Annotated in this window: 18 protein-coding genes and 5 pseudogenes; 12 read left to right on the forward strand and 11 right to left on the reverse strand. The window is 34.7% G+C overall.

The features are described from left to right. Positions 1 to 386: 386 nt before the first annotated feature. The 4 genes and pseudogenes from OOK85_RS01690 to OOK85_RS01700 form a co-directional block, all read right to left on the reverse strand. A complete protein-coding gene (locus tag OOK85_RS01690) occupies positions 387 to 1,139 on the reverse strand; it encodes an IS5 family transposase (RefSeq protein WP_264702164.1) in 753 nt (250 codons plus the stop codon). 113 nt (positions 1,140 to 1,252) lie between these two features. Then, positions 1,253 to 1,423, reverse strand: a pseudogene (locus tag OOK85_RS07970) (pyrimidine dimer DNA glycosylase/endonuclease V); the annotation flags it as partial. Positions 1,424 to 1,432: 9 nt separating this feature from the next. Further along, positions 1,433 to 1,966, reverse strand: coding sequence for a pyrimidine dimer DNA glycosylase/endonuclease V (locus OOK85_RS01695; RefSeq protein ID WP_264703619.1), 534 nt, complete (start codon positions 1,964 to 1,966; stop codon positions 1,433 to 1,435). A gap of 20 nt (positions 1,967 to 1,986) precedes the next feature. Beyond that, a complete protein-coding gene (locus OOK85_RS01700) occupies positions 1,987 to 2,883 on the reverse strand; it encodes an Rpn family recombination-promoting nuclease/putative transposase (protein ID WP_264703621.1) in 897 nt (298 codons plus the stop codon). A 416-nt stretch (positions 2,884 to 3,299) separates the two neighbouring features. Between OOK85_RS01700 and OOK85_RS01705 the strand changes: the two genes are divergently transcribed. From OOK85_RS01705 to OOK85_RS01720, 4 genes and pseudogenes are all read left to right on the forward strand, one after another. After that, entirely contained in the window at positions 3,300 to 3,767 is a 468-nt protein-coding gene (locus OOK85_RS01705; RefSeq protein ID WP_264703623.1) for a hypothetical protein, read from the forward strand. 26 nt (positions 3,768 to 3,793) lie between these two features. Beyond that, positions 3,794 to 4,546 (forward strand): IS5 family transposase, encoded by a 753-nt coding sequence (locus OOK85_RS01710; protein WP_264702164.1) that lies wholly within the window; start codon positions 3,794 to 3,796, stop codon positions 4,544 to 4,546. Further along, positions 4,534 to 4,974: a hypothetical protein gene (locus OOK85_RS01715; protein WP_264703625.1), complete on the forward strand. Its 441-nt coding sequence runs from the start codon at positions 4,534 to 4,536 to the stop codon at positions 4,972 to 4,974. The genes OOK85_RS01710 and OOK85_RS01715 overlap by 13 nt, the downstream gene beginning before the upstream one ends. A 75-nt stretch (positions 4,975 to 5,049) precedes the next feature. Further along, positions 5,050 to 5,187: pseudogene (locus OOK85_RS01720) on the forward strand (helix-turn-helix domain-containing protein); the annotation flags it as partial. Here OOK85_RS01720 and OOK85_RS01725 read toward each other — a convergent pair. Continuing rightward, a complete protein-coding gene (locus OOK85_RS01725) occupies positions 5,183 to 6,133 on the reverse strand; it encodes an IS481 family transposase (RefSeq protein ID WP_264702189.1) in 951 nt (316 codons plus the stop codon). The pseudogene OOK85_RS01720 and the gene OOK85_RS01725 overlap by 5 nt on opposite strands. Before the next feature lie 62 nt (positions 6,134 to 6,195). Here OOK85_RS01725 and wmk point away from each other — a divergent pair. Both wmk and OOK85_RS01735 read left to right on the forward strand, forming a co-directional pair. Further along, positions 6,196 to 6,924: pseudogene (wmk, locus tag OOK85_RS01730) on the forward strand (WO male-killing family protein Wmk); the annotation flags it as partial. Positions 6,925 to 7,131: 207 nt separating this feature from the next. Further along, on the forward strand, positions 7,132 to 7,884 hold the full coding sequence (locus OOK85_RS01735) for an IS5 family transposase (protein ID WP_264703629.1): 753 nt from the start codon (positions 7,132 to 7,134) through the stop codon (positions 7,882 to 7,884). Positions 7,885 to 7,916: 32 nt separating this feature from the next. Here the strand turns inward: OOK85_RS01735 and OOK85_RS01740 are convergent, their stop codons facing one another. Together OOK85_RS01740 and lipB are read right to left on the reverse strand one after the other, a co-directional pair. Then, a complete protein-coding gene (locus tag OOK85_RS01740) occupies positions 7,917 to 8,900 on the reverse strand; it encodes an LD-carboxypeptidase (RefSeq protein ID WP_264338997.1) in 984 nt (327 codons plus the stop codon). After that, a complete protein-coding gene (lipB, locus tag OOK85_RS01745; RefSeq protein ID WP_264703631.1) occupies positions 8,900 to 9,517 on the reverse strand; it encodes a lipoyl(octanoyl) transferase LipB in 618 nt (205 codons plus the stop codon). Before lipB ends, OOK85_RS01740 begins: the two co-directional genes overlap by 1 nt. A 250-nt stretch (positions 9,518 to 9,767) precedes the next feature. Here lipB and OOK85_RS01750 point away from each other — a divergent pair, with 250 nt between their 5' ends. The 3 genes from OOK85_RS01750 to OOK85_RS01760 all read left to right on the forward strand — a co-directional run bounded on the left by OOK85_RS01750 (position 9,768) and on the right by OOK85_RS01760 (position 10,719). Next, positions 9,768 to 10,001 carry a DUF6290 family protein gene (locus OOK85_RS01750; RefSeq protein ID WP_264703633.1) on the forward strand — a complete coding sequence of 78 codons (234 nt, stop codon included), beginning with the start codon at positions 9,768 to 9,770 and terminating at the stop codon, positions 9,999 to 10,001. A gap of 65 nt (positions 10,002 to 10,066) precedes the next feature. After that, positions 10,067 to 10,240: a type II toxin-antitoxin system RelE family toxin gene (locus tag OOK85_RS01755; protein ID WP_264704121.1), complete on the forward strand. Its 174-nt coding sequence runs from the start codon at positions 10,067 to 10,069 to the stop codon at positions 10,238 to 10,240. Positions 10,241 to 10,404: 164 nt separating this feature from the next. After that, positions 10,405 to 10,719, forward strand: a complete 315-nt coding sequence (locus tag OOK85_RS01760) for a GIY-YIG nuclease family protein (RefSeq protein WP_064085789.1) — start codon at positions 10,405 to 10,407, stop codon at positions 10,717 to 10,719. Positions 10,720 to 11,541: 822 nt separating this feature from the next. Here OOK85_RS01760 and OOK85_RS01765 read toward each other — a convergent pair. From OOK85_RS01765 to OOK85_RS01775, 3 genes and pseudogenes are all read right to left on the reverse strand, one after another. Continuing rightward, positions 11,542 to 12,341, reverse strand: a pseudogene (locus tag OOK85_RS01765) (IS110 family RNA-guided transposase); the annotation flags it as partial. A gap of 8 nt (positions 12,342 to 12,349) precedes the next feature. After that, a complete protein-coding gene (locus OOK85_RS01770) occupies positions 12,350 to 13,102 on the reverse strand; it encodes an IS5 family transposase (RefSeq protein ID WP_264702263.1) in 753 nt (250 codons plus the stop codon). A 120-nt stretch (positions 13,103 to 13,222) separates the two neighbouring features. Beyond that, positions 13,223 to 13,870 (reverse strand): heme exporter protein CcmB, encoded by a 648-nt coding sequence (locus OOK85_RS01775; protein ID WP_264703143.1) that lies wholly within the window; start codon positions 13,868 to 13,870, stop codon positions 13,223 to 13,225. A gap of 106 nt (positions 13,871 to 13,976) precedes the next feature. On the opposite strand from OOK85_RS01775, the gene OOK85_RS01780 reads away from it, so the two are divergent. From OOK85_RS01780 to OOK85_RS01790, 3 genes and pseudogenes are all read left to right on the forward strand, one after another. After that, on the forward strand, positions 13,977 to 14,369 hold the full coding sequence (locus OOK85_RS01780; protein ID WP_264703141.1) for a TraR/DksA family transcriptional regulator: 393 nt from the start codon (positions 13,977 to 13,979) through the stop codon (positions 14,367 to 14,369). Positions 14,370 to 14,665: 296 nt separating this feature from the next. After that, positions 14,666 to 14,984, forward strand: a pseudogene (locus OOK85_RS01785) (IS4-like element ISWosp8 family transposase); the annotation flags it as partial. A 187-nt stretch (positions 14,985 to 15,171) separates the two neighbouring features. Beyond that, the gene (locus OOK85_RS01790) at positions 15,172 to 15,924 is read left to right on the forward strand and encodes an IS5 family transposase (RefSeq protein ID WP_264702164.1); all 753 of its coding nucleotides are present in this window, start codon (positions 15,172 to 15,174) and stop codon (positions 15,922 to 15,924) included. Between the two features lie 931 nt (positions 15,925 to 16,855). Here OOK85_RS01790 and OOK85_RS01795 read toward each other — a convergent pair. Then, positions 16,856 to 17,890, reverse strand: a complete 1,035-nt coding sequence (locus tag OOK85_RS01795; protein ID WP_264703635.1) for an aspartate-semialdehyde dehydrogenase — start codon at positions 17,888 to 17,890, stop codon at positions 16,856 to 16,858. Positions 17,891 to 17,947: the final 57 nt, after the last annotated feature.

A 17,947-nucleotide genomic window follows, 5' to 3' on the forward strand; every position in this document is an offset into this window, starting at 1 on the left:
ACAAGAACGGTCAGTGAATACCTAAATTTGAGTAAAAGAAATTTCACTACCACTCACTAATCCGGCTAAAATTCAAGAATTTCAATGCTTTAGCTATTTTCAATAGAATTAAATTTATTAATATAAATAACAAATTACTATTCTTAAATTTGATCAGATTGATTGCAAAAAAACAAGATTTTCAATAAGTTGCTTATAATCCTAATTATAGTTAGCCTTTCATAAGTAGCGATGCAACAAAGCCATTCCAGTGTCAGCTACTTTCATGACACCATTTGCTGTGCAGTTTACCTTCAAAAATGAATGTTCGTACAGCTAGTGCGACCCGAAAGTCGTGATTTTGTGATGGTTAAATTCCATCTTCCCTAGGCTCTGTGGACAAAATTTTAGAGAAGCCATACAAGAGCTCCAACAAAATTGAGAAAACCCATAAAAACCTCAGCAGTTTTATCAAATCTGGAAAAAATGCGCCTAAAATTTTTAATTTTACCAAAAAAACACTCAATCAAATGACGTTCTTTGTAGATATGCTCATCGTAATACCTTTGCACTTTTCGATTCCGTTTTGGCGGAATAACTACTGTACATCCCTTGTCTTCAAGACTTGTAACAAAGGCATTGCTATCGTAGCCCTTGTCAGCTACTACAGTAGAGTTATAGATACTTTCGGTCAACACTTGTGCCTGCGTAATTTCATTTCTTTGACCAGGAGTCAGAGTAAATTTAAGTGGATTTCCAAGTGCATCGACAAGCGCATGTATTTTAGTTGTAAAGCCACCTTTGCTCCTCCCTAAAGCTTCTTGATCCTTGGAGTTTTTTGTATATCCAGATGAACATGGATGGCCTCGGATGATCGTACCGTCGATTATAGCAACTTCTAAATCAGGCTCTTGTTTAGTATATTCAAGCAATTTTTTCCAGACATCTCTTTCACACCATCTTTTAAATCGCTTATGTATACTCCTGTAATTACCATAAGTTTTTGGTAAAAGTCTCCATTGGCAACCACTTCGCACTATGTACCACACTGCCTCTATGAATATTCTTAAACGTTTTTCATCTTTGCTGTGCATTCCTTTTACGCTTTTTATGAACTCTAAAATTTGTTTCCAATTTTCCTCTTTGATGTAATATTGCATATGGTAGTTTCTCCATTTTTTACCTATTAGGCTAAACTACCATCTTTTTCTCTCTTTTCATATTTTTTGTCCACAGAGCCTAGAATAGAGGGTTTAATAAAAAAACGTTATGGCTAAAACTTCTTTTCTTGAATTTTCTCAATATAATCAACAGAAAACCCTGTTATTTCAGCAATAACATCAATAGAAACACCCGCCTTGAGTGAATTTTTAGCCACAGCTATTTTAGCCTGTTTTTCGCCCTCTTCCCTGCTTTTTTCATGTCCGATTTGGATGGCTTCTTTATTTATGAGCTATATTAGCTGTGGTATTGTGTAGCAGATTATCCAACCTGGTGCTTCTCTACCTTTTTTCCACTTAGCAAACCTCATCTTTTCTTTTAGGTAATATTCTCTATAGGCTTCTATTGGATTACTACATTTATATCGATCAGGTAACGCTTGTGTAAAAATTTGTATATCAGCTGATTGAAAAATTAGCAAATCCTTATTATTATCACACCAATCTATAACTTCTTCGGATTTATGCGTTCTTTTGTATCGCAAGCTATACTCTATGCACAATTCTTTTCCATGCTTTATCAACCAATTAAAGTTTCCTTTTGAGTGTCTAGCCCATAGAGAACAAGGGTGGTTTTTGTGAGTAAGTTTATATGGAACTTCTATATTCTGGTCTGTGATGCTGACTAAAGGATTTGGCACTTTTAATGCTATTGAAAAAACATTACTCAGTAACTGAGCAGTTTCTAATGGCATTTTTACTATATGCTTATCACATAACATTTTTGCCGCAATCTCTGGGTTTTCATCTAGTACAAAGATATTCATCTAAACATCCAAAGATAGAATCAGCTTAAGTCTTTAATTTCATTAGCTGTAAGACCAGTAGTTTGAGCTATAATATCAATAGAAACACCTGCTTTAAGTAGATTTTTTGCAACTGCAATTTTTTCTTCTTTTCTGCCTTTTTCATGTCCGATTAGGATGCCTTCTTCTCTGCCTTTTTCAGTAGCATCATCAAGTTTTTGAGCGAGGACAGCCTGTTCATCAAGAATACGTTTTATTTCCTGTTCATAGGCAATAAATTCTTTTTCTGACCAGTTGAATCTATTTAGCTCTTCATAGGCTTTTTTAATTATTAGATCACTACCTATTATTTTTTCCAGCTCTTCTTCACTAGTTTCGTCTGCATATCGAAAAAAATAAACCCATTTTTCAACTATATTTTCCAACTGATCTTCCTTATTCTTTGGAAATTTTGGCAACTCAATAAATATAAAATAGAAATCTTTTAGATCATGCTCATTAGTGTCTTCATCTCGAATAGTATGCTTTGATTTGTACTCAGATTTATTAGGAAACAGTACACAATCTGCTATAGCAATGAAGATAATTTCCTTAAGGTTATGATACTGGTCACCTTTATCAGCTTGCCTTGAGTAAGCTTTAGCAGCATAGTATTGGGCACGTTTTTCAAATCCTTTAGTTTTAGCAACTTGCATCTCGACGATCACTTGCACCCCATTTTCATCTTTACAGAGAACGTCAACAATACTTTGCTTTTTAGCGGCAATATCAGGGTCTTGAATAGTACTTAGAAACTCTATATCCTTTATTTGGTTTTTACCAGTGAAACCAATGATGTCATTGAGGAAGTGAATAAGTATATCCTTATTTTTTTCAGTACCAAATATTTTTTTGAATGCGACATCATTTCGTACGTCAAGGAACTTAGAAAGAGCCATGAGAAAAAAACCTAAAAAGCATTAGTAATTATACACAATTCTGAAGAAATATTCAACGTTTTTATTTTTAGGTAAGATTCAAGAGTGTTGATAAAAAAAACGACCTTCAGAGGTGGGCTTAAAATGGTACTTTAAGCCTTGAATGTAGTTTTGCACATCTTTTTATCAACTCTTCTATAAAGTGCCTTTAAAGGCCAGGAAATGGATGCCATGAGTTTAGCAGTCTCAAAGATACCTATTTTAGATATGAACCTACAAGTTTACTTTCAATTAAAAATTCTATAATATAGCGTGAGTATTTTCAACAAAACGTAGGCAGGATATGTTAATACAACTTCTATCTAAAACTTCTGAACAACTGTAAGGAGCATTGTACATTATTAAGCAGTGAGGAAAAGCAAAGTCTTTATAGCAAGGTGCTAAATGAAGTTAAAAATACACCTAGAGATTCAAGAGAAGGTATAGACCAGCTAAAGAAATTGAGTAAAGTGGCTGTTGCAATAGAAGAAACTACTGATAGTAAGTTACTAGAAAAGTTTAATGATGGTCATCCACTAAGAGAAGTTAATATTGCCTATGCTTCTGGAGAAGCTACAAACTATTTATTTAGCCTTAGTGATTCATCAGAACTTTATGATTTGGAAGAGAATAGAGAAAAAGCAATTTATCAGGCGATCAAATCAAATGATAGAGAGTTAGTAAAACATCTGCTAATGATTCTTGTGGCGGGTGATATAGAGATTGAGTTTTTTAAGGAATTAGAGGTGTTACTGTCAGGAGCATATGAAGAATTAAAGGAGAACTTATCGCAGGATATGAAAAATTATCTAGGCTCTGTGGACAAAAAATATGAAAAGAGAGAAAAAGATGGTAGTTTAGCCTAATAGGTAAAAAATGGAGAAACTACCATATGCAATATTACATCAAAGAGGAAAATTGGAAACAAATTTTAGAGTTCATAAAAAGCGTAAAAGGAATGCACAGCAAAGATGAAAAACGTTTAAGAATATTCATAGAGGCAGTGTGGTACATAGTGCGAAGTGGTTGCCAATGGAGACTTTTACCAAAAACTTATGGTAATTACAGGAGTATACATAAGCGATTTAAAAGATGGTGTGAAAGAGATGTCTGGAAAAAATTGCTTGAATATACTAAACAAGAGCCTGATTTAGAAGTTGCTATAATCGACGGTACGATCATCCGAGGCCATCCATGTTCATCTGGATATACAAAAAACTCCAAGGATCAAGAAGCTTTAGGGAGGAGCAAAGGTGGCTTTACAACTAAAATACATGCGCTTGTCGATGCACTTGGAAATCCACTTAAATTTACTCTGACTCCTGGTCAAAGAAATGAAATTACGCAGGCACAAGTGTTGACCGAAAGTATCTATAACTCTACTGTAGTAGCTGACAAGGGCTACGATAGCAATGCCTTTGTTACAAGTCTTGAAGACAAGGGATGTACAGTAGTTATTCCGCCAAAACGGAATCGAAAAGTGCAAAGGTATTACGATGAGCATATCTACAAAGAACGTCATTTGATTGAGTGTTTTTTTGGTAAAATTAAAAATTTTAGGCGCATTTTTTCCAGATTTGATAAAACTGCTGAGGTTTTTATGGGTTTTCTCAATTTTGTTGGAGCTCTTGTATGGCTTCTCTAAAATTTTGTCCACAGAGCCTAGAAAAAAATATAAGTTTAAAACGTTTTGTGTGTAGTAATGTTAAGGTATTAGTAGCCGAGCCTGTTGATGTACGAGCAATGATTAACTTATTTATAGCTCAATCTGAAGTAAATTATAAAATAGATGAGTTATTACTGGTCAAAATAGCAGGAGCTCTAGAAGAAGGGGAATTACGCTTACAAATAAATCAGATGATAGAATTGCTAATGAGACAAGAAAGGTTTTTAGAATTGGAATATAAAGTAAGAAGGTTAAAATCAGAACTAGCAAGTGGAAAGAGCAAATATTCAGATGAGGTTATGAAGTTTATTATAGAGGAACGAGAAAGAGAGATGAGAGGGGTTGAGGACAAAAGCGACCAAATAATAAGCGAAAGGGAGAAATTATTTAAGCAACAATTCCAATAGAAGACATTAGTGTGCGAATTGGCAGAAAGCCTAAGCTACAAAGTTAGGCAAGAGATAAGAAATCGTAGATAAAGGCTGGGATATACTCAAAAGGATTTAGCAAGTAAAATCGGTACAAAATATCAGGTCATATTACAATATGAAAAAGGAACACGTAAAATTTCAATTAAAAAATTATATGCCATAGCAAAAGCATTATCAACGAGTGCTAGGTGTATGGTCCCAGAGTGTGATGGTGTGGATTTAGTATAAATAATTCTGGAGACTGTGTCCACTGATAACATATAAATTCATAAGGAGTAAGACCCTTAAGAGTTTTGAGTCTCTTTGCATAATTATAAGCCATAACAAAGTTATAAAGGTGTTCTTTAAGTTGCTGGTGCGATTGATAGTAATACTTCTTAACTGTAGCATCCTTTAAAGTTTTATTCATACGCTCGACTTGCCCATTCGTCCAAGGATGGCTAACTTTTGTCAAACGATGTTCAATAACATTCTCTTCGCAAACTCTATCAAATATATGTTGGAAAGCATACTTATGACGCTTCTGGTTTGTAAATTGTATACCGTTATCTGTCAAAATAGTATGGATTTTATACGGTAAAATTCTAATCAAATTACGTAAGAACTCAGCAGCTATGGGTTTTGTAGCACTGTTACGCAACTCAACATAGGTAAATTTGGATGTCCTATCAATAGCAACAAACAAATGTAATTTGCCCTCCTCAGTTCTAACTTCAGCAATATCAATATGAAAGTAACCGATAGGATATTGTTTGAATTTCTTTTTTGACTTAACTTCTCCATCAACAGTTGGTAATCTGCTAATGTTGTGTCTTTGTAAACAACGATGCAAGCTAGAGCGAGTCAAATGCGGAATTGTAGACTGCAGAGCGTAAAGGCAATCATCTAGTGGCAGTAGTGTATACTTGCGAAATGTAACTATTATAGCTTCCTCTTCTAGCGTTAAAACAGTCGATCTTGGACGCTTTGGACCCATATCAGCATCTTTCGTAAATGAACGTTTTCTCCACTTAATAATAGTTTTTGGATTAAGGTTATAATGCTTGGAGAGTTTTGCTATGCTCTCTTTTCTATTTTGTATTGCTCTACGAATCGTCTGTGTTGTTTTGGCGCACCCATGTAATATTTGTCCCATAACTCCTCCTTTGATGGTATTTTTTTCTCATATTTTATCATACCATCACACTCTGGGACTGTACACCTAGAGATCTAGCTTCCGGACAAGCAGTATCAAAAAGGTATTTTGAAAATGAGGGAGAAGAGATATTAAATCTAGTAAGAAGACATAAAGAGATTAAGGATCAAGAATTACGCGAGATATTTTATTTATTAACCAAATTCATCCGTATTAGTGAGGAAAGAAGCGGAAAAGCGGTGAAAATAGAAGTAGCAAGGGGTTTAGTTAAAGTAGGAGTTTCTGTTGATATTATCTCGCGAACAACTGACTTATCTATTGATGAATATAGTAATAAGGAGAAAAAGATTCATATTCCCTACAAAGTAGGGCAAAGGATAAAAGAGTGGAGGTTGAGACGAGGATACACTCAGGAAGATTTAGCGAATAAAATCGGGGGGATAACAAATCAAGGAATATACGAATATGAACAAGGACGCGCTGCTGTTTCACTTGAAATGTTAGATGAAATAGCAAAGGTATTATCAATTAGTATCGTAGATTTACTTCCCGAAACAACAGAAAATGAAGATGAGACAGAGCTATCAAGTTTAATAGAAGAATACAAAAAGATTGAGAGCCAGGAGTTACGCGATGTGCTAATCAAATCTTTATTTGAAGGCATACGTGTTTGTAGGGAAAAGGTTAGAGAAGCAAAGAAGATCGAAGTTGCAAAGAGTCTAGTTAAAGAAGGAATTTCTGTTGATATTATCTCGCAAACAACAGGTTTATCTATTAATAAAGTTGTGTAGTTTTTGCAATAAAATATCTTATAGGGGCTGGATTTTGATAAAATCTTATGATAAGTTATATGTTTGTTTCTATAAATAATATATGTTTCCTTCCATAAGAAAAAGCGACTTTATCTACGATAACCTAGGCTCTGTGGACAAAAAATATGAAAAGAGAGAAAAAGATGGTAGTTTAGCCTAATAGGTAAAAAATGGAGAAACTACCATATGCAATATTACATCAAAGAGGAAAATTGGAAACAAATTTTAGAGTTCATAAAAAGCGTAAAAGGAATGCACAGCAAAGATGAAAAACGTTTAAGAATATTCATAGAGGCAGTGTGGTACATAGTGCGAAGTGGTTGCCAATGGAGACTTTTACCAAAAACTTATGGTAATTACAGGAGTATACATAAGCGATTTAAAAGATGGTGTGAAAGAGATGTCTGGAAAAAATTGCTTGAATATACTAAACAAGAGCCTGATTTAGAAGTTGCTATAATCGACGGTACGATCATCCGAGCCCATCCATGTTCATCTGGATATACAAAAAACTCCAAGGATCAAGAAGCTTTAGGGAGGAGCAAAGGTGGCTTTACAACTAAAATACATGCGCTTGTCGATGCACTTGGAAATCCACTTAAATTTACTCTGACTCCTGGTCAAAGAAATGAAATTACGCAGGCACAAGTGTTGACCGAAAGTATCTATAACTCTACTGTAGTAGCTGACAAGGGCTACGATAGCAATGCCTTTGTTACAAGTCTTGAAGACAAGGGATGTACAGTAGTTATTCCGCCAAAACGGAATCGAAAAGTGCAAAGGTATTACGATGAGCATATCTACAAAGAACGTCATTTGATTGAGTGTTTTTTTGGTAAAATTAAAAATTTTAGGCGCATTTTTTCCAGATTTGATAAAACTACTGAGGTTTTTATGGGTTTTCTCAATTTTGTTGGAGCTCTTGTATGGCTTCTCTAAAATTTTGTCCACAGAGCCTAGTGAGCTATCAGCTATGTGTAGTTAACATTTTGCACGTCCATAAAAAACAAACCTTCTTTTTCGTCTTGAACGCTAATAATAGCGTGAGTGTTAAAAGGTAAAGGATCATTTGTATGTCCATGGCCTACCCCTTTTATTGTAAATACAGGAAAGTTAACACTTTTTGCAAACCTTTCTTTTACAACTTCAACAAGGTTATCGTTATAGCAGTTAACGAAATCCCCAAAGATTACTGCATGTACTCCATCAAAGATGTGGGCTTGTTTTAGGTGATCTAAACTGCGCTCTATTGCGTATGGGTAAACTCTTATGTCCTCTAAAAATAGAATTTTACCTTTCGCATTTATTTGCCAAGCGGTTCCTATACTATTTTCAACTAGAGTCATATTACCACCGATGATTTTAGACTCTAATCTGCCATCTTTTAGTCTAATGCCATTATTTATCGTCTTTAGGTTATCAAATCTGATAGAATTCCGCTTGTTAAGAATTAACTCTTTCAATTTTTCAACAGAGCTTTCAGAAACGGAGTTATTTACTATCATTTCCAACATGGTGCCGTGAAGAGTTTGCCAATCATATTTAGCTTGTAGATGGATGTGCAAGGCAGTTATATCGCTATAGCCTATGAGGATCTTTTTGTTTTGAGCAATCCTTTCTTTTTTATCATTGGGTAACTTTTCTAGATAGGGAATTAACCGAGAAGCCCCTTCTCCTCCTCTGATACACCAAATTATTTTACTATCATTAGTTAGTGCACTAATCAAATCATTTGCTCTGAATTCATCAGAGTTGGAATAAAATGGATTATCATTACTATATATTTTCTCCGAAATATGGGGATTAAAATCCAAAGCTTCTACATATTCTTTTATAGTAGTCAGATCTGATTCTTTTCCCTTCGAAGAAGGAGCAATAATATCAACTTGGTCGATTGCATGAATACTTGTGTTAGCACATAAAGTGAGAATGAAATATAAAAGATAAACAATCATTAAAATATCTTATAAAACTCTTTTTTTAGTATATCATCCAATTCAGAGAGTGGAACTTTCACTCCTAGTTCTTCCATTGACGTGACGCCATAACCTTGCAACCCACAAGGAATAATACCCTTATAGTGAGAGAGGTCTGGAAAGACGTTAAGCGCTATGCCATGATAAGTTACCCATTTTCTTAAACGGATACCAAAAGCTGCAATTTTTTTTTCTACTCCGTTATGGTTTACCCAAATGCCTATTCTATCTTCTCTAAACTCTCCAAGTATATTAAATTGCTTTAAAATATTTATGATCCACTTACTTAGATCTCTAATATATAGCTTTATATCGCATTTGTTTCTTTTTTTAAGGTTTAACATTAAATATATAATGCGCTGTCCTGGACCATGATATGTGTGTTTACCACCCCTTCCTGTTTTATATATGGGAAATAGTTTTTCAACAATATCATCAGCTGTTGCACTGATTCCTGCAGTATAAAGTGGAGGGTGCTGGAGTAGCCATACTAATTCGTCTGCTGAATTATTGTGAATTTGTTGAATTTTCTCTTCCATGGATTTTACGGCGCAGTTATAATCAATAAGCTGATTAGATATTAGCCATTCTGTCATGTTCTATTTCTTTTTTTTAGTATAGCAGTTCGTTTTTTCCTGTTATTCCAGTATGTGACACTGAGCGCAGCCTTTCTTATTCCTAATATACTTAATACTAACTTCTGTGCTATTTTTCCTTAACAAACATAGTACATGACAAATGTTTAATTATTTGTCAACACAGGTCCTCTTTACGTATAGGCAACTTTTTTTATTGAAAAATTCAGAAAAATGTTGTATAATTATTAGTAGATTTTAGGTAAAATATATGGCAAATTCAAAATTTAGCATAACTTTCAACAACGAAATTTCAGAGTGTCTTGCTGGACTGGCTAAAATAAGAAATAAGTCCATTAAAGAACTAGCAGAGAAGCTAATACAAGAAGCAATTGAAAATGAGGAAGATAAAATACTAATTGAGCGTGCTGCTAAACGTAATGTTTCAGGTGTAAAGAAAATTAGAAGTGAGGATGTAGACTGGAATATAATATTATCTTCATAGAAAGCGTTCTTGAGAAAGACCTTCCAGCTCTTCCAAAAACAATAAGATTAAGGATCATAAATGCGATAAATAAGCGCCTTACAGTTGATCCCATTAACCTTGGTGAGCCATTATATTACAGATTTAAAGGACAAAGAAGATTAAGGGTAGGTGATTATTGCGTTATCTATTCCGTAAATATTATAAAATATGAAGTGGTTATCACAGAGATAGGACACAGAAAAGACATTTATAAGTAAGTACATCATATAAACATTAAATATATTTTGTATCCGTTCAGCAGAGTGGCAAAATAGGTAGACAAGGTGATCTAAAAAGATAATCATAGAGTAAATGTGAGGTAAGTCCTTACAATAAATGGTGCCATCCCAGTGCCCAGACACTGGGATCCAGGTTACTATATATGAAAAGTTATTATGTTTATATACTTGCAAGTGAACGAAATGGAACCCTGTATATAGGTATAACATCAAATTTAATCAAACGAATTTGGGAGCATAAAAGCAAAGCCATTTCCGGTTTCACGTCAAAGTACAATGTTAGTAAATTAGTCTACTTTGAGGAGTTTCAAGACATAAATTTAGCAATTAGTAAAGAAAAGCTTCTAAAAAGCTGGCAGAGAAAATGGAAAATAAACTTAATTGAAAAAACGAATCAAGAATGGAAAGATTTATATGATGAAATCGTATCTGGATTCCAGTGTCAAGCACTGGAATGACACCATTTGTTGGTATCCGTTCAGCGGAGTGGCAAAATAAGGTAGACAAGATAAATCAATCCCAGTGTCAAGCACTGGGATGACAAGGTATAAACCTTATCGTCATGCCGCCGCGAACCGTCATACCGCGATTCATTCGCGGTATCTCTAGATCCCGCTAACAAGTAGCGGGATGACGGTTGTCAGGGTGTCATTCCAGCGTCCCTATGATGTCATCCCAGTGCTTGACACTGGGATCCAGGAATTTTATTAAGTTGGTAAGCATAAAAGTAGCCGTTTTATGTTAAAATACAACGTTTTGATGATTATGAAAAAGCTGGATTCCAGTGTCAAGCACTGGAATGACATCGTTTACTATGTGCCATATTGCAATGTTCATATAGCTGTGTGTCACGCACTTTGCTTCAATATTTGCACATTAGCCACTCCTCTGAACAGATACTATATTTTTACTCCTTCCTGATTCATTTTCTACCTTAGGTGGCTTCGCTCAGCTCAAAAAAAAAGCTCATTCTTTTTGCTACCCCTTATTGTGCCTGCCATTTAACTACTGTGTAGAGATTGCTCTCAAACATAATGTTCGTACGTTAGTATCAACTATGTTTTTTTTAATTTTTTGAATTTAGTCTTATTACAACTCTTGTTTATAACTTTGTATTTTTATTCAATTAAAAAATGTATTTTTGGCAACAAAAACCCTAGTTTACTACAGAAAGAAATTTATATCAAACAACTACCACTGCTTAGACCGTATGGTTGATGAATATGTGCTTTAAATTTGTGTGGGCGCACATATTCATCAACCTATTTTCTATACAGATTTTAAAAATTTACGTTGACTGCTTCTTTAAGTCTTGCATTAGCAATCACTATAATTTTATGCATTAGAGCTGTTATAGCTACCATCTTTTTTTACCTCTACCAATGAGATCAGAATAAAAAGCACCAAGTACAGATTTAGACTTTGCAGCAGCCATAGCAGCAGTAAAAAGCTTTGCACGAACATTGCTTCTACCACCTGTTATCCTTCGGTAACCAATAGTTTTACCGCTTTCTTTTGGATGCGGGGCAACTCCAGCAAGACTTGCAACTTCTTTTTTGTTTAAGTAGCCAAGTTCTGGCATCAGGCATACAAAATCTTGAGATAACTTGATACCTATTCCCGGTACTGTTCTAAGTATTTTTTGGCGCTTTTGTAACTCTAGATTTTCATCAATGATTTTTTGTATTGCATTATTGATCTCATTTATCTGACCGTTAAAAAAGTCAATGGTTTTTTGGCAACTTTCTTTTATATGCTCGTTTTCAGGTGCTTTCAGTCTACATTTCTCTTGAACTCTCATTTGTGTAATGTCATCACGTCGTTGACAAAGTGCAACTAAGGCTGTTTGTTCTTTTGACATAGGCACAAATAGAGATAGAGTACTATAGCATTCACATCCATATTGAGCAAGAGCTCTTGCATCTGATTGATCAGACTTTGCTAAAGTTCCATGAGATATGACAAAGCTTTTTACTTTGCGAGTATTAGCTCGATGTACAGCAACATTCTTATCAACAAGAAAATGTGCTAAGCCAAGCTCATATTTTCCAGTGTTTTCCAAAGTTACTAGGCTCTGTGGACAAAATTTTAGAGAAGCCATACAAGAGCTCCAACAAAATTGAGAAAACCCATAAAAACCTCAGCAGTTTTATCAAATCTGGAAAAAATGCGCCTAAAATTTTTAATTTTACCAAAAAAACACTCAATCAAATGACGTTCTTTGTAGATATGCTCATCGTAATACCTTTGCACTTTTCGATTCCGTTTTGGCGGAATAACTACTGTACATCCCTTGTCTTCAAGACTTGTAACAAAGGCATTGCTATCGTAGCCCTTGTCAGCTACTACAGTAGAGTTATAGATACTTTCGGTCAACACTTGTGCCTGCGTAATTTCATTTCTTTGACCAGGAGTCAGAGTAAATTTAAGTGGATTTCCAAGTGCATCGACAAGCGCATGTATTTTAGTTGTAAAGCCACCTTTGCTCCTCCCTAAAGCTTCTTGATCCTTGGAGTTTTTTGTATATCCAGATGAACATGGATGGGCTCGGATGATCGTACCGTCGATTATAGCAACTTCTAAATCAGGCTCTTGTTTAGTATATTCAAGCAATTTTTTCCAGACATCTCTTTCACACCATCTTTTAAATCGCTTATGTATACTCCTGTAATTACCATAAGTTTTTGGTAAAAGTCTCCATTGGCAACCACTTCGCACTATGTACCACACTGCCTCTATGAATATTCTTAAACGTTTTTCATTTTTGCTGTGCATTCCTTTTACGCTTTTTATGAACTCTAAAATTTGTTTCCAATTTTCCTCTTTGATGTAATATTGCATATGGTAGTTTCTCCATTTTTTACCTATTAGGCTAAACTACCATCTTTTTCTCTCTTTTCATATTTTTTGTCCACAGAGCCTAGGTTATGCAAGAAGTCTACTGAATAACAGTAAGATTTTTCAATCCTGTTCCACAGCAAATTTTAGTGCCATGTGAGTAGTTATGGTGCTGTTAACAATCAAAATAACAAAAACTAAGATGGTGATTAGTAGTGTATAAATATTCAAGGATAAATTTTCAAATTGAGTTAGCATTTTAAAATACACAAAGGTTGGCATTATCATTGGCAAAACAAGAATTTGCGATACTCCTGATGTTAAGTTGTTTTGACCAATCATCAATGCATTTCCAGTAGCTGAAATATTAATGATTATCAGCGTATTAAATAATAAAGACACTCCAACTGCTATTGAGTGTTCAATACTATTGCCTAGAATTGCAAAGCTGAATATGGAAGAAATTACTGAAATCGGTAACCCAAATAATAACCAGTGAGCGAAAATTTTATAAGCAACTATAAGCCTAGAAGAGAGTGGCTGTACAAAGATTTGCTCTAATATTCCATCATGATAATCAGATGTAAACAAATTATTTGTAGAAATCTGCAAAACAAATGTAGCACATATCCATGTTAATGTTAACATAACTTCTTGTTTATTGTTGTTTTCAAATGTAAATGAAGATAAATTTAACATTATGATAAAAATACATACTATATAGGTAAAGTTCTTGTCATCTATTACTAATTTTTTTGCTGAATCGATCATACTAGGCTTTTAAATGTTTATTATAAATTATAGTGTTTACTTTGAGGTAGTATAATTTTTTGTTCATAAATTATATAGGTTTTATTATTTTTTTGATAATGCAATTATGGAAAAGTTACCAAAAATAAAGTCACCAGAAGATTACACTCCTTCAGAAGATGAAGAATATATGAGCGAAAAACAACTGGAATACTTCAGCTTAAAGTTACAGTCAATACTCGCTGAGCTGGAGAAACAAGAACTAGAAGAGAATAGTATTGATACATACTATTCTGATGGAGATAGTGGAAACGAGGAATTAATCAAGCGTCGAAAAGATAGAAAAGAAAAAATTAAGGAGGCGTTAGAAAAAATAAAATTAGGCACTTATGGTTACTGCGATGGAACAGGAGAAGAAATAGGAGTCGAAAGACTTAAAGCTAATCCGCTTGCTATATATTGTATTGAAGAGCAAGAGAGAGTAGAAAAAGAAAAGAACGTGTACAACATTAACGATTAATTTACACATAAGTGGTGAGCCCATTGGACTTCAAGAGGAGCAAGAGGCGCTGAAGTATGTTATGCTATAAAGAAAGTGGAAAATTGGACATTCTCAACTTGACTCCTGCAGATTAAAAATTAAGTTGTATCCGTTCAGGCAATGGCGTCAACTTAAGGAAAAATATCAGCGATAGTGTATAAAATTTCTCTCTAAATTTTTTATCATTAAATTATCCAAAGAGTGCAAGGGACAGCACTTTTGTTTCTATTTTATTGCAACAAAAAAGTTTAAAATGTGTCTTTTTTAGGTGAAATATGCAAAAAGGAAAAAACCTTATTCTACAAATTAAAAATATAATATACTCGAAAACTTTTCAGAAAATCCATTGTGTTGAGTTTTACACGAACAAGAAAACTTCCTTTTTCGACAGTATTTTCTATGATTTTAAAGTTAGTTAAAAAAAGTTTGGGAATAGAATATGAACTTATGGAGCCATTGACATGTACCCTCAAAGCAAGCTTTTTCTAAAGCAAGGTATAAGATTTGCCATACAGGCTTTCAAGAATTTAAGCATCCAAACAGCCTATCAGGATGAACCTGAGTTGGAGAGGCTATAGACTTATTGCAGCAGATCAACTATGTTTTTTTAAATTTTTTGAATTTAGTCTTATTACAACTCTTGTTTATAACTTTGTATTTTTATTCAATTAAAAAATGTATTTTTGGCAACAAAAACCCTAGGCTCTGTGGACAAAAAATATGAAAAGAGAGAAAAAGATGGTAGTTTAGCCTAATAGGTAAAAAATGGAGAAACTACCATATGCAATATTACATCAAAGAGGAAAATTGGAAACAAATTTTAGAGTTCATAAAAAGCGTAAAAGGAATGCACAGCAAAGATGAAAAACGTTTAAGAATATTCATAGAGGCAGTGTGGTACATAGTGCGAAGTGGTTGCCAATGGAGACTTTTACCAAAAACTTATGGTAATTACAGGAGTATACATAAGCGATTTAAAAGATGGTGTGAAAGAGATGTCTGGAAAAAATTGCTTGAATATACTAAACAAGAGCCTGATTTAGAAGTTGCTATAATCGACGGTACGATCATCCGAGGCCATCCATGTTCATCTGGATATACAAAAAACTCCAAGGATCAAGAAGCTTTAGGGAGGAGCAAAGGTGGCTTTACAACTAAAATACATGCGCTTGTCGATGCACTTGGAAATCCACTTAAATTTACTCTGACTCCTGGTCAAAGAAATGAAATTACGCAGGCACAAGTGTTGACCGAAAGTATCTATAACTCTACTGTAGTAGCTGACAAGGGCTACGATAGCAATGCCTTTGTTACAAGTCTTGAAGACAAGGGATGTACAGTAGTTATTCCGCCAAAACGGAATCGAAAAGTGCAAAGGTATTACGATGAGCATATCTACAAAGAACGTCATTTGATTGAGTGTTTTTTTGGTAAAATTAAAAATTTTAGGCGCATTTTTTCCAGATTTGATAAAACTGCTGAGGTTTTTATGGGTTTTCTCAATTTTGTTGGAGCTCTTGTATGGCTTCTCTAAAATTTTGTCCACAGAGCCTAGAGGTTGCCACTCTCTAAAATGTGAGACATACATTATCCCCGATGTCTAGGAAAGATGGAATTTAACCATCACAAAATCACGACTTTCGGGTCGCACTAACTGTACGAACATTGCAATTTGGGCCTACCAGGAAGGATGTCTCCCAGTACCTCTTTTCCCGTCATCCCGCTACGTGTTAGCGGGATCTCATTTCACTTTATGAGGGTGTCATCCGAGTAGCCCCTTTCTCGTCATCCCGCTACGTGTTAGCGGGATCTCATTTCACTTTATGAGGGTGTCATCCGAATAGCTTGACTACTTGGATCCAGATTGGATACTGAGTTGGTGAGTATAAAAGTATAGCTTCTACGTCATACCGCCACGGTATCTCAGCCGCTAACAAGTAGCGGGGTGACGAGTTACTATACCGCTGCGAACCGTCATACCGCGATTTATTCCATAGCTGTACGAACATTCATTTTTGAAGGTAAACTGCACAGCAAATGGTGTCATTCCAGTGCTTGACACTGGAATCCAGCCGGCTTTGTTGCATCGCTAGCTATGATGGATTAAAGATAAAAAAGGTGGAGAATATCAGTAGCTTATTATTCTGGTATTTATAACAAGAACGGTCAGTGAATACCTAAATTTGAGTAAAAGAAATTTCACTACCACTCACTAATCCGGCTAAAATTCAAGAATTTCAATGCTTTAGCTATTTTCAATAGAATTAAATTTATTAATATAAATAACAAGTTACTATTCTTAAATTTGATCAGATTGATTGCAAAAAAAACAAGATTTTCAATAAGTTGCTTATAATCCTAATTATAGTTAGCCTTTCATAAGTAGCGATGCAACAAAGCCATTCCAGCGTCACGCGCTGCCATGTGGTATACAAATTTCCTTCGAATTACAACGTACGTGCGCTCTATATGCACTTGATTGACAAATGCTCTCTTATCAAAATCTCAAGAATCTGCACTATATTTAATGCTGCGCCTTTGCGCAGGTTGTCAGCCACTATCCACATATTTAATCCGTGCTCAACAGTATTGTCTCTTCTAATACGCGATACATATACAGCATTCTCCTGTACAACATCAATTTGAGTTATGTATTCACTATCTTCACGCCTGTTGTACACTAAAACTCCACTATCTTCGGCTTCACTTAGCACTTCACGAGCTTGTTCTTCAGTGATATGTTGATCAAATTCCACATTTACTGCCATAGCGTGACCGATAAAGACGGGTACCCTTACACAAGTTGCAGTAACTTTTATATCTTTCTCTAAAATTTTTTTTGTCTCCTCTTGCATTTTCCATTCCTCTTCTGTAGAACCATTTTCCATGAATTCTCCTACATGGGGAATGCAATTGAATGCTATTTGCTTAGAGAATATCTTGGGTTTTTTAGCTTCGTTCATAAAGATTTTTTTTGTCTGGTCATAGAGCTCATCCATTGCTGCTTTGCCTGCACCAGAAGTTGATTGATAAGTTGAAGCAACGATTCTCTTTATTTTTGCTTTTTGGTGTAATAGATGTAGTACTAGCAGCATCTGTATTGTAGTACAGTTTGGATTGGATATTATGTTGTGGTTTTTATATTCCATAATTTTTTCTTTATTAATCTCTGGAATAATGAGTGGCACACCCTCTTTCATTCTAAAATGGGAACTGTTATCTATCACGATGCATCCAGCCTGTGTTGCAATTGGTACATACTCTTCAGAAACATGAGATCCAGCACAGAAAATGGCTACATTAGTTCCAACGAAGTCATAATCCTCAAGGCATAAAACTGTTAACTCTTTGTCACCAAAGCTCACCTTCTTCCCTTCTGATTTTTTCGATGCAAGTGCAATAACGCAATCTATCGCCTCATCTTGAAATTCAGCAAGCGTGCTTAATACCTCACGCCCTACTCTTCCGGTTGCTCCAATAACAGCAATTTTGTATCCCATATAGATGAACCTCTAATTTTAAAGTTCTATTATATTTTTACTGACAAAATTTACAAT

The organism is Wolbachia endosymbiont (group A) of Volucella inflata, assembly GCF_947250665.1.
Lineage (GTDB): Bacteria > Pseudomonadota > Alphaproteobacteria > Rickettsiales > Anaplasmataceae > Wolbachia > Wolbachia pipientis.